Annotated in this window: 13 protein-coding genes; all 13 read right to left on the bottom strand. The window is 39.7% G+C overall.

The window, feature by feature from the left end; translation table 11 throughout:
- Positions 1 to 75 precede the first annotated feature (75 nt).
- On the bottom strand, positions 76 to 2,946 hold the full coding sequence (gene uvrA / locus V7108_RS16425; protein WP_335568873.1) for an excinuclease ABC subunit UvrA: 2,871 nt from the start codon (positions 2,944 to 2,946) through the stop codon (positions 76 to 78).
- A 7-nt stretch (positions 2,947 to 2,953) separates the two neighbouring features.
- A complete protein-coding gene (gene uvrB / locus V7108_RS16420) occupies positions 2,954 to 4,933 on the bottom strand; it encodes an excinuclease ABC subunit UvrB (RefSeq protein WP_335516769.1) in 1,980 nt (659 codons plus the stop codon).
- A 233-nt stretch (positions 4,934 to 5,166) separates the two neighbouring features.
- A complete protein-coding gene (locus V7108_RS16415) occupies positions 5,167 to 5,406 on the bottom strand; it encodes a CsbA family protein (protein WP_335516771.1) in 240 nt (79 codons plus the stop codon).
- A gap of 273 nt (positions 5,407 to 5,679) precedes the next feature.
- Positions 5,680 to 6,627 carry a cation diffusion facilitator family transporter gene (locus tag V7108_RS16410; RefSeq protein WP_335568872.1) on the bottom strand — a complete coding sequence of 316 codons (948 nt, stop codon included), beginning with the start codon at positions 6,625 to 6,627 and terminating at the stop codon, positions 5,680 to 5,682.
- 279 nt (positions 6,628 to 6,906) lie between these two features.
- A complete protein-coding gene (locus V7108_RS16405; RefSeq protein WP_335514079.1) occupies positions 6,907 to 7,275 on the bottom strand; it encodes an ArsR/SmtB family transcription factor in 369 nt (122 codons plus the stop codon).
- Between the two features lie 124 nt (positions 7,276 to 7,399).
- Complete coding sequence (locus tag V7108_RS16400; RefSeq protein ID WP_335568871.1) at positions 7,400 to 7,981, bottom strand: putative ABC transporter permease; 582 nt, start codon at positions 7,979 to 7,981, stop codon at positions 7,400 to 7,402.
- A 122-nt stretch (positions 7,982 to 8,103) separates the two neighbouring features.
- A complete protein-coding gene (locus tag V7108_RS16395) occupies positions 8,104 to 9,297 on the bottom strand; it encodes a PDZ domain-containing protein (protein ID WP_335514051.1) in 1,194 nt (397 codons plus the stop codon).
- 252 nt (positions 9,298 to 9,549) lie between these two features.
- The gene (locus tag V7108_RS16390) at positions 9,550 to 11,004 is read right to left on the bottom strand and encodes a S41 family peptidase (RefSeq protein WP_335514048.1); all 1,455 of its coding nucleotides are present in this window, start codon (positions 11,002 to 11,004) and stop codon (positions 9,550 to 9,552) included.
- 173 nt (positions 11,005 to 11,177) lie between these two features.
- Complete coding sequence (locus V7108_RS16385; RefSeq protein ID WP_335514047.1) at positions 11,178 to 12,494, bottom strand: murein hydrolase activator EnvC family protein; 1,317 nt, start codon at positions 12,492 to 12,494, stop codon at positions 11,178 to 11,180.
- A 104-nt stretch (positions 12,495 to 12,598) separates the two neighbouring features.
- Positions 12,599 to 13,492 carry a permease-like cell division protein FtsX gene (gene ftsX, locus V7108_RS16380; protein ID WP_335514044.1) on the bottom strand — a complete coding sequence of 298 codons (894 nt, stop codon included), beginning with the start codon at positions 13,490 to 13,492 and terminating at the stop codon, positions 12,599 to 12,601.
- Positions 13,482 to 14,168 (bottom strand): cell division ATP-binding protein FtsE, encoded by a 687-nt coding sequence (ftsE, locus tag V7108_RS16375; protein ID WP_335514042.1) that lies wholly within the window; start codon positions 14,166 to 14,168, stop codon positions 13,482 to 13,484. Before ftsE ends, ftsX begins: the two co-directional genes overlap by 11 nt.
- 296 nt (positions 14,169 to 14,464) lie before the next feature.
- Positions 14,465 to 14,788, bottom strand: coding sequence for a cytochrome c551 (cccB, locus tag V7108_RS16370; RefSeq protein ID WP_335518149.1), 324 nt, complete (start codon positions 14,786 to 14,788; stop codon positions 14,465 to 14,467).
- Positions 14,789 to 14,840: 52 nt separating this feature from the next.
- Positions 14,841 to 15,704 (bottom strand): YitT family protein, encoded by an 864-nt coding sequence (locus V7108_RS16365; RefSeq protein ID WP_335568870.1) that lies wholly within the window; start codon positions 15,702 to 15,704, stop codon positions 14,841 to 14,843.
- Between the last annotated feature and the right edge of the window lie 242 nt (positions 15,705 to 15,946).

The following is a 15,946-nucleotide window of genomic DNA, read 5'->3' as shown; positions in this document are numbered from 1 at the left end:
ACGGATGGGAAAGGATGAAGGTTTCAAAAAAATGGTTCCTCTATACAAAAAAGCTAAAACCCAAAGGTCTTAGCTCTATCCAATCGTTTCTTTTTCTTTGATTTGTTCCTTCATTCGTAACCGGTCACGCTCTAGTATAGGCTTTAAGTATTTGCCTGTATACGAACCTGGTACCTCTGCGACTTTTTCAGGGGTCCCTGAAGCGACAATGGTCCCTCCCTTGTCCCCGCCTTCAGGACCGAGATCGATAATATAGTCTGTGGCTTTGATGACATCTAAATTATGCTCAATCACCAAGACAGTATCGCCAGTCTCAACTAAGCGCTGGAGAACGACTAACAACCTTGAAATATCATCAACATGAAGACCAGTCGTTGGTTCATCCAAAATGTAAAAGGTTTTTCCATTTGAACGGCGGTGAAGTTCAGAAGCAAGCTTTACACGCTGTGCCTCTCCGCCAGAAAGAGTTGTTCCAGGTTGACCTAATTTTATATATCCAAGACCAACATCATAAATCGTCTGCAGCTTGCGGCTGATTTTTGGGACATTTTCGAAAAACTGTACAGCTGTCTCGACCGTCATTTCTAGAATTTCCGCAATATTCTTTCCCTTATATCTCACTTCGAGCGTTTCACGGTTATAGCGTTTTCCATGACATACCTCGCATGGAACATAGACGTCCGGCAGGAAGTGCATCTCGATTTTGAGGATTCCATCTCCCTTACATGCCTCACAGCGTCCACCTTTAACATTAAAGCTAAAACGTCCTTTTTTATAACCGCGGACTTTCGCTTCATTCGTTGTTGCAAACAAATCTCGGATATCATCAAATACACCTGTATAGGTTGCAGGATTGGAGCGTGGTGTCCTGCCAATTGGTGATTGGTCAATATCGATGACTTTTTCTAAATAATTCATACCGATAATCTCTTTATGCTCACCAGGCTTTGTTTTTGCGCGATTTAGTTTCTGTGCGAGTGATTTATGAAGGACTTCATTAATCAGTGTACTTTTCCCGGAACCAGACACACCCGTGACAGCGATAAACATACCTAAAGGTATCTTGACATTTACATTACGTAAATTATTTTCTGAAGCCCCTTTAATTTCGATATATCTTCCATCTGATTTGCGTCGCTCGAGTGGCAATGGAATAAACTTCTTGCCGGATAGATACTGCCCAGTTAACGAATTCGGGTCGGCTAAAACTTCAGCAGGTGTGCCCGCAGATATAATTTGACCGCCATGGACCCCTGCACCTGGCCCGATATCAATTAAGTAATCAGCAGCCATCATGGTATCTTCATCATGTTCAACAACAATCAAGGTATTTCCGATATCACGCATATGCTTTAACGTTTCAATTAGGCGGTCATTATCACGCTGATGAAGACCAATCGAAGGCTCGTCTAAAATGTAGAGTACGCCTGTTAACTTTGAACCAATTTGGGTTGCCAAACGAATACGCTGCGCTTCTCCTCCAGAGAGAGTCCCTGATGCACGGCCAAGACTTAAGTAATCGAGTCCTACATTCATGAGGAATCCTAGGCGCTCATGAATCTCATTAAATATCAGCTTGCCTATCTGCATTTCTTTTTCCGATAAGGATATGCTTTTAAAAAAATCATAGGTTTCTTCAATTGATAAATGTGTTAGTTGAGAAATATGACGTCCAGAGATTAACACAGCTAAGCTCTCTTTTTTCAACCGATTGCCTTTACAGGTCGGACACGGCTGTTCACCCATGTATTTCTCCATTTGCTCACGAATATAATCAGAGCTTGTCTCCTTGTAACGGCGCTCTACATTACGGATGACGCCCTCAAATTCAATATGCCCTTCACGAACTTGTCCCCAATCATTCTCATAACGGAAATAAATTTTATCACCTTTTACTCCATAAAGAACTTTTTCTATAAGATGATTTGGGATGTCCTTGAACGGTATATCCATATCAACACCATAATGGTTACAAACAGCTTCGAGCAGCTGCGGATAATACTGTGAACTCGTCGGCTCCCATGGGGCAATTGCATGCTGTTTCAAAGATAAATCCTTATTGGGTATCACTAGGTCAACATCTACCTCGAGCTTGGAACCAAGTCCGTCACACTCTGAGCAGGCACCAAAAGGACTATTGAACGAAAACATCCGAGGTTCTAATTCCCCAATTGAAAAACCACAGTGAGGACAGGCATGGTTTTCGCTGAAAAGGAGTTCCTCTTCACCAATGACATCAACGAGCACTTTACCTTCACCAAGGCGTAAGGCCGATTCAAGAGAATCTGCAATCCTAGCGGACATGCCCTCTTTGACGACGATCCGGTCAACAACAACCTCAATCGAATGTTTTTTATTTTTATCTAATTCAATCTCATCTCCAAGGTCGAGCATTTCTCCATCTATACGAACACGCACAAAGCCTTGTTTTTTTATATCTTCTAATACTTTAACATGCATCCCTTTTCGACCCGATATAATTGGAGCAAGGATCTGCATTTTTGTTCGTTCTGGATACTCCAAAATACGGTCGACCATTTGCTCAATCGTTTGCGAAGAAATTTCAATGTTGTGGATTGGACAGGTCGGTCTTCCAACACGGGCAAAAAGTAATCGCAAGTAATCATAAATTTCCGTCACCGTTCCTACGGTTGAACGAGGGTTCTTGCTTGTTGTTTTTTGATCTATTGAAATCGCTGGAGATAGTCCTTCAATGGAATCGACGTCCGGTTTATCCATTTGTCCCAGGAATTGCCGTGCATAAGCCGAGAGTGATTCTACGTAGCGCCGTTGTCCTTCTGCATAAATCGTATCAAAAGCCAAAGAGGACTTTCCTGAACCAGAAAGTCCTGTTAATACAACAAGCTTATCCCTCGGAATGGCGACATCTACATTTTTTAAATTATGGGCTCTGGCGCCTTTTACAATTAATTTATCCATCGCCATGGTTACGTCATCCTTCCGCTTTTAACTCTAATAATAAATCACGAAGTTCGGCCGCTCGCTCAAAATTAAGCGCCTTTGCTTCTGTTTTCATTTCCTTTTCCATCGTGGCTATTAGCTTATCTTTTTCTTTCTTCGACATCTTACCAAAGGCTGCGGATGGTTTGTAGTCTTCCTGTTCTTCGGCAGCATGAGTGGCTCGAATCGACTCCCGAATTCCCTTTTGAATGGTCATTGGCGTAATGCCGTGCTTTTTATTATATTCTTCTTGAATTCTCCGACGCTCTCTTGTTACATTAATTGCTATTTCCATCGAATTTGTCATTTTATCCGCATACAGGATGACATGGCCATTGGCGTTACGAGCCGCACGGCCAATAGTTTGGATTAATGAACGTTCCGAACGGAGGAACCCTTCTTTATCGGCATCCAAAATGGTAATGAGAGAAACCTCTGGAATATCGAGACCTTCTCTTAGAAGGTTAATCCCGACAAGAACATCGTATTTACCGAGCCGCAGCTCACGAATGATTTCAATACGTTCAAGTGTTTTGACTTCAGAATGCAAATATTGAACTTTAATACCGATTTCTTTCAGATAATCCGTTAAGTCCTCTGACATTTTCTTTGTTAAAGTCGTAATCAATACACGTTCATTCTTCTTGATTCGCTCCTGAATTTCACCAATGATGTCGTCAATTTGTCCCTCAATAGGGCGCACTTCAATGGTTGGATCCAATAAACCTGTAGGACGAATGATTTGCTGAACCATTTCTGGAGTATGCTCAAGCTCAAATGGTCCTGGTGTTGCCGAAACAAAGATTGCATTGTGAATATGCTTTTCAAATTCATCAAAAGTCAACGGCCGGTTATCTAGCGCTGACGGAAGACGGAATCCGAAGTCAACAAGCACCTGTTTTCGTGCTCGGTCACCATTGAACATTCCCCTTACTTGAGGTAATGTAACATGCGATTCGTCAACAATGAGAAGAAAATCTTCTGGAAAATAATCGAGGAGCGTATATGGCGTGGAGCCTGCTGGTCTCAGAGTCAGATGGCGTGAGTAGTTCTCAATACCTGAACAAAAACCCATTTCACGCATCATTTCGAGATCGTAGCGAGTCCGCTGTTCAATCCGCTGTGCTTCGAGCAATTTATTCTCATCACGCAATTCTTCCAAACGTTCTTCGAGTTCTTTTTCAATGTTCTCAATCGCCAATCGCATTTTTTCTTCTCTAGTGACGAAGTGGGATGCAGGGAAAATGGCGATATGCTCACGCTCACCAATGATTTCTCCTGTTAAAGCATCTACTTCGCGAATGCGATCAATTTCATCTCCAAAAAATTCTACGCGGACACAATGCTCATCACGCGAAACAGGGAATATTTCCACAATATCGCCGCGAACACGGAACGTACCACGCTTAAAATCAATATCGTTTCTTTCATATTGAATATCCACCAAACGGTGAAGCAGCTTGTTACGCTCAATTTCCATACCTGTTCTTAAAGAAAGTACCATCTCCTTGTATTCTTCAGGTGAACCGAGACCATAAATACACGATACACTAGCGATAATGATGACATCTTTCCGCTCAAACAAGGAGGAAGTCGCCGAGTGACGAAGCTTATCAATTTCATCGTTTATACTCGCATCTTTTTCAATAAATGTATCTGTCGATGGAACGTAGGCTTCAGGCTGAAAGTAATCATAGTAACTGACAAAATACTCAACAGCATTATTTGGGAAAAACTCCTTGAATTCGCTATAAAGCTGCCCCGCTAATGTTTTATTATGAGCGATCACAAGTGTCGGCTTATTTACTTCTTTAATTACATTTGAAACAGTAAAAGTCTTTCCCGTTCCGGTGGCACCAAGCAGCGTCTGATACCGCTTGTCCTCATTAATTCCCTGAACTAATTGACGGATCGCTTCCGGTTGATCACCTTGGGGCGAGTATTTCGAAACTAATTCAAATTGGTCCTTCACAAAATTCCCTCCCGATTCACACACTTTCTGGCTTTTCAACATGTAAAAAGTCCGGGATGGTGCCGGAAAGTGCTCCTCTTACATCTAATAGTATCATTCTAACACAATATCCTAAAAACTAACCAACAATATGCGAACCTACATTCGATTTTCTTGTAGATATTTAAGTTTATTTATATTAAAAGCAAAAAAAGCCTGCCATTTTATTGACAGACTTTGATTTTTGATTGAAGCTACGTTTTTTTGAGGACTCTTTGTTTCATCTTAGCTGCGAGCCAGAAACCAGCTGTTAAGGAAAATGCATCTATTACAATAAGTGGAAAGGTGTTGGTATAACCTTTATAAACAGAAGCAGCAATGAGTCCAACGGTTAATGCAAGACCAATGTAGCGATTATAAGTGACCCGGGTAAATAGCAGCACGAGCAATCCTGGCAATATAAACGCCGACAAGTATCTAAAAACCTCTTCCATGGGTACACCTCATTCATTTGTCTCTGTCTATCTATTTTAGAAATTTATTCACAAAATTGCAATAAATTAGCTGTATTTTTCAAGCTCTTTTCTTAAACTTTGTTGATTTTAGGAACAAGAATTAACAATTGTACTAAGTTAGTGCAAGAAATAGAGTAAATTAATAAGAAAAGAGCCTGCAAAATATATTCTAAAGTGCAAAATATCTATTACCACGTTAAAATCGGCTTTAAGATTTTAACAACAATCTTTACGAACACAGCCTTTATTAAATTAATTGCAAGTTCCATGCGGGCTCGGGCAGCCAATTTCAGCTTTTTCGACTTGAATAGTACTATGCTCGATATGAAATTCATCATGAAGAATCTTTTGTGAACGAGCCAGAATATCATCATGGACGGCTTCATCTAAAATCGTAATATGACAGCTTAATACCGGATACCCAGAAGTAATGGTCCAGATGTGTAAATCATGAACTTCCTTAACAAGCGGGATTTTACTGAGGGCTTGTTTAACCTGCTGAATGTCAATTTGGGATGGTGCACCTTCCATTAGGATATGGAAGGAATCCCGGGTAACACGAAAACCGCTGATAATGATTAATACCGCGACAATCACACTGGCAATTGGGTCAGCAATGGTCCAGCCGAAGAACATAATCAACAAGGCTGCGACTATAGCTCCAACAGAGCCCAGCATGTCTCCCAGTACATGTAAAAACGCACTTCGAACATTTAGGTTATCATCCTTGTCACCACTCATTAGAATCCAAGCTGCGATAATGTTAACCACTAAACCTGTTACGGATACAATCAGCATCCCTGTACTTTGCACCTCAGGCGGAGCAAAGAAGCGCTGAACCGCTTCATAAAAGATATATAAGGAAATGATGATTAGAGTGAGCCCGTTTAAAGCAGCGGCAATGATTTCAAAACGCTTGTAACCGTAGGTTTTTTCCTGTGATACTTGTTTTTCTCCTAATTTAATTGCAAAATAGCTTAATCCTAGGGCTGCCGCATCGCTAAGCATGTGACCGGCGTCCGATAATAAAGCTAAGCTATTTGTTAGAATTCCGCCGATAACCTCAACCACCATAAAAACAGCAATTATAATAAAAGAACTCAGTAATGCTTTTTTATTACTAGAATGTGAATGCCCATGTCCATGTCCGTGACCATGTGAATGCCCATGAGAGTGTCCATGGTGATGATGATGTCCCATAAATATCCTCTCCCAACTAGAGTTGTCTCTTAGTTTTTTCTTATCTCTTTTTTGTAATGCTCTTTTCTTAAGCTCTGTTCCTTTTTGGAACAAAATTTTATGATTGTGCGAAGTTTCTGCAGAAAACAGCATTTAATAAGAAAAGAGCCAGCAAACTAAATTCTATAGCTCAAAATAGCTATTTCCAAGTTAAAATCGGTTTTAGGATTTTAACAAAGTTAAAATCGGCTTTAAGATTTTAACAACAATATTTACGAAAATAGCCTTTGTAATACATTCCTACCTTCGACTGGATACTTCTTCCTGATGTTCGAAGGCAATATGAATTAATTGTTTTACATGATCATCATCAAGGGAGTAATAGACTAATTTCCCTTCTTTACGGTATTTTGCAAGCCCCAAGCCATTCAGGTGGCGCAAATGGTGGGAAGCTGTCGCCGTTGTTGCTCCAACAATATTAGCCACATCACAAACACACAGCTCGTTTTCCATGGTAAGTGCATAAGCGATTTTCATTCGTGTTTCATCTGATAAGGCTTTAAAAAGCTTTGTGACCTCAACAATATTGCTTTTTTCAACTAAAGGCTGCAGTCTTGTGGTTTTGTGTGTATCAACACAGGTAACCTCACAAATATCACGTTCCTTCATTCCATCACCTCATACATTCAAATCTTTATTTGATTATATGATATTCAAATCAAAGTTTGAATGTCAATCTTTTTTATTTTTTCAAAAAAAACTCCTTCTTATTAAACAGAAGGAGAGTTTTTCTTTATTGAATTGGATTGGGCGATTCTGCTTCTTCCAAAGCATGGACTGAATGTCTGCGAATGGATAATGTAACTTCTGCAATAAAATACAATATAATTGCCGGCCAAATCCATGCCCATAGTAATTCGGAGACTTTATAAGCAGAAATAATGACAGGATGAATCCATTTGATACAGGCAAAAGAGAGCAGAATCCAACAAAGAGAAAATGGCAGGCAGATATGACCTTGAACTTGCAGCGGCATATCAGAATAATCCCACCATTGACGTTGGAAACATTTCTGTAGTAGTGCCCCGCTGACGTACTCTATAAAGGTAGGAATAAAAAAACATAGTAACAAAATAACTGGCCAACTTGTTTCCGGACCGATTAAATAAACCAAGAGAACAGGGGCAAAACCATACATCGGCTTAAAAGGTCCAAGAAAAAAATTCGGTTTAAAAAATTTCCGTTTTGTGACGAGGCTATAGGTATTCTCCAATAGCCAGCCAATTAACGAATAAATGGTAAAATAAAAAACAACTTCGGAAATTCCATCAAAATTTACATTCACAGGAGAGTTAAAGTCTAAAAAACTAATCATATGGCTAAACCACCTTTCTTGGATAATAAATTCCCCTGTTAGGTTTCGCACTCGTGGTTACAAATATACCGGTAAAGACAAAAAGGAGAGAGCAAGCTGACTCCCCTCCCCACAACTTTATCTTAGCTAATTTCTTCAACAAACTTTCTCTGATCCTGGACAAAAAGGATACCTAATTCATAATGGTCACCTTCATACAATGCCCGTTGTACGAATCGAACTTCACCATTGATATCCAAAACCTCGAGCTTACAATGAGCTCGATTTTTTTGCAGAGCTTCGTAAAAAACTTGTTCGTCAGTAATTTTCACACCATTGATTTTTGAAATTAATTCCCCAACTTGCAGCCCCATTTTGTGTGCTGGTGATTCAGGTATAATCCCAATAATCATTAAACCGTTGTTTTTCTTTGAAAAATAAAACGGTAAATTATCATCCTTCAACCGCAGTGTTAAGGAGATCATTTCACGGCCGATAATTGCCACAGCAGCAACTATAATTGATACAAGCGGATACCAATAACCAATAACAGCTAAAATGAGCACTAAGATTCCGAGTGTGATTACTCTTCGTCCATGCAGCTGAATCGCCTGCCTTGGCAGCATGCCTTGAATCTGCTGGCTAAATCCGACAGCAAACGGAACTAGGATTAAAGAGTAGGATTCCATACCGATATGAAAGACCGGCCACCACTCGAATGGCATTGTCAATACCTTCCCAGGAATTAGCAGGAACATTGGCAATAACCAGAATCGTTTTACTTCATGAGCACCAACGCTCTGACCGCGCCTGCTTTTCACCAGTTTTGGAGACGTTCCTTTCGTTCCATTTTTTAAAATAAGAATTCCTTCTGCAAGTAATAAGAGTGCCAACAGGATGACAACAGAAGGATAGATTTTTTCATCTATATCCTTGAATAACCCTTTGAAGACTGGAATGCTCCAGTTATACTCTGCGATTATGATGATCCCGAAAAAGGCAGCACCGACTGTATAGACTGGCGACATTAACCGGATATTCGTTGTTAAACTCCATAAAAACGTAAAGCCTGCGGTGAGAAGGATGGCAGCAAACGGAACAGTTAAACCCGCCAAAACAGCAGCTACAGATAGCACTAGTCCTAGAATTAATCCTAATGGAAACAATTGTCGAAGTTCATAGTAAGCATCAAACGTCCTGTTATGGAAATTTTTCCGTTCCCGTTTAACTCTTGACACTCCCAGAATTCCGGAAAGGAAAATAAGATAGTAAAAAACAGGATGCAGAAAAAGTTTTCCTGTACCTTTTAACAACTCAATAAGCCATATTTGCACCAATTCAGTCACCACCCTTATTATAAAATCTATTAGTCTAGCCCTAAAGATTATTTTACCAAATTGGAAGAATAAAACCTATTGCTAGTTTCTTGAAAAATAAATTAATTGTCGAATTCTCTCCAGCCAACTACGGTCATTTTCCAAATTCAACGATTTTTCGTCAATATTTCCACGGAAATTCTCTTTCATCCCCAAGGAATTATATAATTTTGTCACATACAAAAACAGAGGCATAAGCCTCTGTTTCCCTGATTATTTTGCAATTAGCCGTAATGCAGTTTGCAGCTGGAGATCATTTTTCTCCTTTTTCATTTCTTTTATGGTTTCTTCTTCAAGCTTGGCAGCTGTTTTGGCATCAATTTTTCCAGTTGGCTGCAAGTTGTTATTTTGTTGAAAGGCTTTGACCGCAGTACTTGTTTCAGCGCTAAAATAACCATCCGTTCTCCCCGGAGCAAATCCTAAACCAGCTAATATTTCTTGCGCATTTTTTACCTGCTCATTGTTCATATCTTCTTTAAGTGGTTCCTCGATTTGGAGTGGATGGGTATTAAAAATAGCTGGCTGCTTGATTTCTATGTCGGGCTTAATCCCTTCCTTATGAATCCAATTTCCATCTGGTGTAAGCCATTTGAAAAGAGTTAACTTAATGTTGCTGCCGTCTCCCATTGGAACAGCCTGCTGTACGGTCCCCTTCCCAAACGTCGGCTCTCCAACCAACTGATAACCTGAGGCTTCTTTCAGTGCTCCTGCTAAAATCTCTGAAGCCGATGCACTGCCTTTATTGATTAAGACAGCAACAGGGTATTCTTTTTTCTCTGCTAAATTAGAGAAGTGCCGTTCCTTTTCCCCATTTCGCTGCTCTATTTGAATAAAGGGCTTATCCTTTGTAACAAATTCCTTTAAGATATCTTCTACACTTACCAGCAATCCACCTGGGTTTCCACGGACATCAATGATTAATCCCTCAATATCCTGTTTCTCTAACGAACGTAACTCCTCCTTAAAATCTGAGGCTGTCTCTTGAGAAAAGGACGTTATCTCAATATATCCGATCTTTTTCCCATCTTTCTTTTTTACAGAAGCATGTATGGTCTCGAGTGGAATTTCATCCCGTGTAACTTTAATGGTGAGAGGTTCCTTTAAGCCCTTCCGAGATATTTCCAAAGAGACAATAGTTCCCTTTTTACCACGTATTTTTAAAGTAGCTTTATTAAGGTCTAGTCCCTCGACACTTTTCCCATCTACCTTCAAAATCTCATCATTTGGCTTTATGCCTGCTTTTTCAGCTGGAGAATTTTTAAATGGAGAAATAATGACGATCTTTCCATCAACCATCCCCACCTCAGCTCCAATCCCTTCAAATGATGATTCTAAAGCTTGACTAAACTGCTTTGCTGTTTCCTTATTCATATAAACTGAATAGGGATCCTCTAATGCAGTTAACATTCCTTGAATTGCTCCCTCAACTAACTTCTCATTATCTACCTTTTCAACATATTTGCTTTGGATTAATTCATATGCCTGATTCACTTTTAAAAGTTCTTCTGTATCACTCTGACCCGTAACGATTTGTTCTTCTTCGGTAAAAGTTTGTTCAAGGGCTGTGTTCCCCTCTGTTTGTTCAAACCATTGCATTCCTGCATAAGTGCCCCCCGCTCCAGTAAGAAGCGAACCCACCACCATCAGGGCAATCCATTTACTTTTCATCCTGCTCCCCCTCATGTGCAGCTTCTATTGAATGTTCATATCCTAATCCCCTGCCCGTTTATTAACTATTATGTTAGGAAGGGACGAGTTATGCTAGAAAAGTAGATAGGTGCCTTGTATGGATTTTTCTTCATAAAAAAAAGGAAGAAGCATGGCTTCTCCCTTTTTTATAATTATGGCATTGGTACAATTCCAACTGGATTGATCGCATTACTTTTGCTGCCATTCCATTCCCCTCTATGAAGCTCAAAATGTAAATGTTTTCCAGTGGAGTCTCCTGTGTTACCCATAATTCCAATTTGCTGACCCTTTTTAACAACTGCTCCAGAGCTGACAAATCGCGCCTCCATATGAGCAGAAACAGTAGTATATGTTTGTCCATTAACTGAATGAGCAATAAAAACAACATTCCCATAACTGCTAGAATAATAGGATTGAATGACTACACCATCTGCAGCAGCCCATATTGGCACACCCGATGCTCTATTTGCTATATCAATTCCATAGTGGAACGAACCCCAACGTGGAGCAAATCCTGATGTAAATGTTCCATTAGCTGGAAGGGTGAAGGCCCCACTAGAGACAGGTGCAGTTGTTTGTGACGGGGTACTATTCCCTCCACCATTTCCTGACCCAGAGTTATTGTTTGCTGCTGCTGTTGCTGCTGAAGCAGCTGCGGCTGCCGCTGAAGCTGCTGCTGCCGCAGCTGCCTCCTCTTGGCGCTTTTGTTCAAGCGCAATTGCTTTTTGGATGGCTGCTGATTGGGCAGCAAGTAGTTGTGCCTCTTCCTGTAGTTCCATTTTGTGCTCATGTATCTCATCTTCTTGCTGTTCTAGAGAAGCCAATAACCGATCCTTCTCAGCTCTTTGCGCATTCAATTGTTGATTCATTTTTTCTAAATCAGCTAGAATAGTTTGAACACTCGCAAGCTCTTCTTCTAGCTTGGCCTGATTTTCCTCTAAACTCTTTTTATCAGCTTCATGCTGCTTTAAAATATCCTGGTCTGCTTTCATAATCGTCGCTACCGCACTGGCACGGTCAATAAAGTCGCTAAAGTTATGTGAACCCATTAACACATCAAGGTAACTGACCATTCCGCCTGTTTCTTGATAATTGCGGGCGCGCTCCTTCAAGAGTTCATTTCGCTTTTCTATTCGTTCTTTTGTAACTCTAATTTCTTCTTGAAGTCTAGTAATTTCTGCCTTGGTTTCCTCCAATTCAGCTGTTTTTTCACTAATTTTCTTATGAGTGTCACCAATTGCAAAATCAATACGTGTCATTTCTTTTTTCACTTCAGACTGCTGTTCAATTAAACCATTAATCTGTTGGTCAGCATCGTTTATAGTAGATGATAATTCAGATTTTTCCTTTTCAATTTGATTTTGCTGATCCTTTAAGCTAGAAATGGACGCAGCCTCGACAACTCCCCCAAAAATACCACTTAATCCGACCGCTCCTGCAACCGCAAGAGTTACTATTGTTTTTTTCAAAGGTGTTTTCTCCCTCCTGCCTTTATTTATGTACGGTTATATCGTAATCATACGGCAAACATTAATCAGGAAGGACATATTCTTACTGTCCTTCCTCAAAAGAATTAAACTTTCAAGAATTTCCTTACTGACATCAAACTTCCCCAAATCCCAATTAATCCACCCATTAAAAGAAGAACTCCCGATACTTGATAAATAAATGGATTATATGGAAGAATTTGAATAAAGTTCCCTACTAACTTCGGTGCAAGATATTCATACGCATTATAGTAAGCAATCGAAATTAAGATAATTGGCAGGATAGCGCCTAGTATACCAAGCCATAACCCTTCTAAGAAAAATGGCCACCTAATAAAGCTATTCGTTGCTCCTACAAGCCTCATAATCTTAATTTCTCTTCGTCTTGCAATAATTGTAATCTTAATCGTATTGGAGATTAAGAAGATAGCCGTGAAAAATAAACCAGCAATTAATACAATACCGACATTACGGCTCGCTTCAATAAAGTTAAATAGTTTTTCGACGGTTCCCTTACCGTAAACAGCTTTGGTAACATACTCTAACTTTTCAATTTTATCTGCTGCTTTCATGGTATCTTTAGGGTTTTTCGTTTTTACAATGAACACATCGTTAAGTGGGTTGTCTTGTTCAAATAGTTTAAATGCTTGTCCTTCTTCACCCATACTCTTAATTAATTCTTGAAGCTCTTGCTCCTTGGATGAAAATTTCACATTTTGCACTTCTGATATCTTTTCAATCTCACCTTTTAAATTTTGCTGGTCCTGTTCATTCGCAGCAACATCGATGTGAACGCGAATTTGAACGTCCTCTTCTATGGTTTGAGCAACCTTATTTAGATTCATCATAATAACGAAAAAGACGCCTACTAAAATGAGTGTTACCGTAACCGCACTGACAGAGGCGAACGTCATCCAGCCATTTCTGCCAATACTCTTAAAGCTTTCCTGCGCATGACGGCCAAGAGTTCTAATTTTCATAACCGTAATCACCTCTTTGTTCATCACGTGCAATTTTTCCGGATTCAATTGCAATAACACGATGTTTAATCGTGTTCACGATTTCTCTGTTATGTGTCGCCATAACAATCGTAGTTCCTCTATTATTAATTTCCTCAAAGATATTCATGATTTCCCATGAAGTCTCGGGATCAAGGTTACCTGTAGGCTCGTCTGCAATTACTACCTTTGGAGAGTTAACAATCGAACGTGCGATGGAAACACGCTGCTGCTCCCCTCCAGACAACTCTGTTGGAAGCATTCTGGCTTTATGTTTAAGGTTTACAAGATCAAGGACTTCCATCACTCTCTTCTTGATAAACTTCGGCTGCGCTTCAATAACCTCTAAAGCAAAGGCAACATTTTCATAAACGGTCTTCATTGGCAATAATTTAAAGTCTTGAAAAACCACTCCAAGATTCCGGCGGAAAATCGGTACCTTCTTATTCTTTATCTTAGCCAAGTTAACGCCATTCATCGTTATCGTTCCTGATGTTGGTACTTCCTCACGATACATCATTTTAATAAAGGTAGATTTCCCAGCACCACTTGGACCAACCACATAAACAAACTCCCCCTGGTTAATCCGAACATCAATCCCATTTATCGCAGTAACCCCATTTGGGTACTTTTTAAATACATCTTGCATTTCTATCATATAGAATCACCTTTATAAGTTAGTTTCGAAACAAAAAGATTCGACAATAACCTCTTATTTTCTTGCACAAAAACAAAATCCTAGACAAAATATGCAGGATTTCGCATAAATTCATTATAACATTCTATACACGTAAAAAAACCGGTAAAATTATTACAGTTTCTTTTCAATACCTGTATAAGTTGTTATATATATCCTATATTTTTCGACAAAAGTTAACAGTATCTTAATAAAGTAATATAAGAATCATAAAAATAAAAAACGTTCTGCACAAATACAGAACGTTTACAACTATATTACTTTTTAGCTGCGAGCCAATCCGCAACCTTGTCAAGGTCATCACCTTCGATAAGTCCTCCTGGCATTCCGCCATTCGTACCATCCTTAATGATTGCAGCAATCTCATCCTTAGATTTGCTGGCTCCCACTGCTGTTAGGTCAGGTCCCATACCACCCTTTAGGTCACCGCCATGACAGCTTGAGCATTTTTGCGAGTAAATTTTTTCAGCATCCCCAGCAGAAGCTGTGTCGCCTCCACCCTCGTCATCCCCGCCGCCGCAAGCTGCAAGACTTATAACCAGAGCTGTTCCAAATAACATTTTTAGTAGCTTTTTCTTCATAACTACTCCCCCTTCAGAAGAATTTTCCATACGAAACTTATTATAGCCCCTATTAAGCCCTTTTGAAACCTTCTCCCAATACTTCTGAGGCGTCCATAACGACGATAAATGCAGATGGATCAAGGGTTTTAACCAATTGTTTCAATTTTGTGAACTCGCGCTGATCAACCACACACATCAGGACAGGCCTCTCGTTATCGGTAAAACCTCCATACGCTGAAAGTTTTGTGACACCCCGGTCGATTTTATTCAGAATTCCTTCACGCACTTCTTCTTGTTTATTTGTAATAATCATCGCCGTTTTCGACCTGCCAAAACCAACTTGGACTAAATCTATCGTTTTACTTGTCACATATAAAGCAATTAATGCATATAAACCGCGTTCTATATCAAAAACTAACGCTGCAGTTAGAACAATTAGCCCGTCAATGAGGACAACACTCGTTCCTAGGGTTAACCCTGTGTACTTCGTAATAATTTGCGCTGCCAAGTCTGTTCCGCCAGTAGAGGCATTTCCTCTAAAGACAATTCCTAAGCCCAGCCCCACGCCAATTCCACCAAACAATGCTCCGAGCAAAGCATCATTCGTCCATGGCTCAATATTCTTTGTTAAAAAAACGATAAATGGCAGAAAAACAGTACCCACTAGAGTTTTTATGCCAAATTGTTTTCCTAATAAAACAACTCCGGCAATAAATAATGGGATATTGAAAGCCCATTGGACATAGGCAGGCTCCCACCCGAAAACACTTAATAAAATTGTACTGATTCCACTAACGCCGCCTGAAGCGATTTGATTAGGCAGCAGAAATACATTAAAAGCGAGCGCGATTATAGCCGAACCAATTAAAATGTTTATGTATTCTACTATAGGATTAAATTTAGGTATAGTTTTTTTGTTTTTTCTGCGATTCATCGTACGATTCCCCTCTATATTACCATTATGCTATCATTTCTGATTTCAACCGATGTGAGTATAGCATGGCAATATTTAGCTGTAAATGGCATTGAGATAACGCATTAAAGGGATAAATTTTATTTAGTATTTGTCATTCATATCGTTTTTATGAGGGATTATTAATTGTCTATGTTCAAAAATGGGTTGATTATGGAAAAGATAAGGTGTAAGTGAAATCCCAATAGTAAAGCCTTTGCCGA

This window comes from Neobacillus vireti, assembly GCF_036962345.1.
Taxonomy (GTDB): Bacteria; Bacillota; Bacilli; order Bacillales; family Cytobacillaceae; genus Neobacillus; species Neobacillus vireti_A.
Note: the sequence above shows the minus strand (reverse complement) of the source record. Positions and strands in the feature narration are given on the sequence as shown.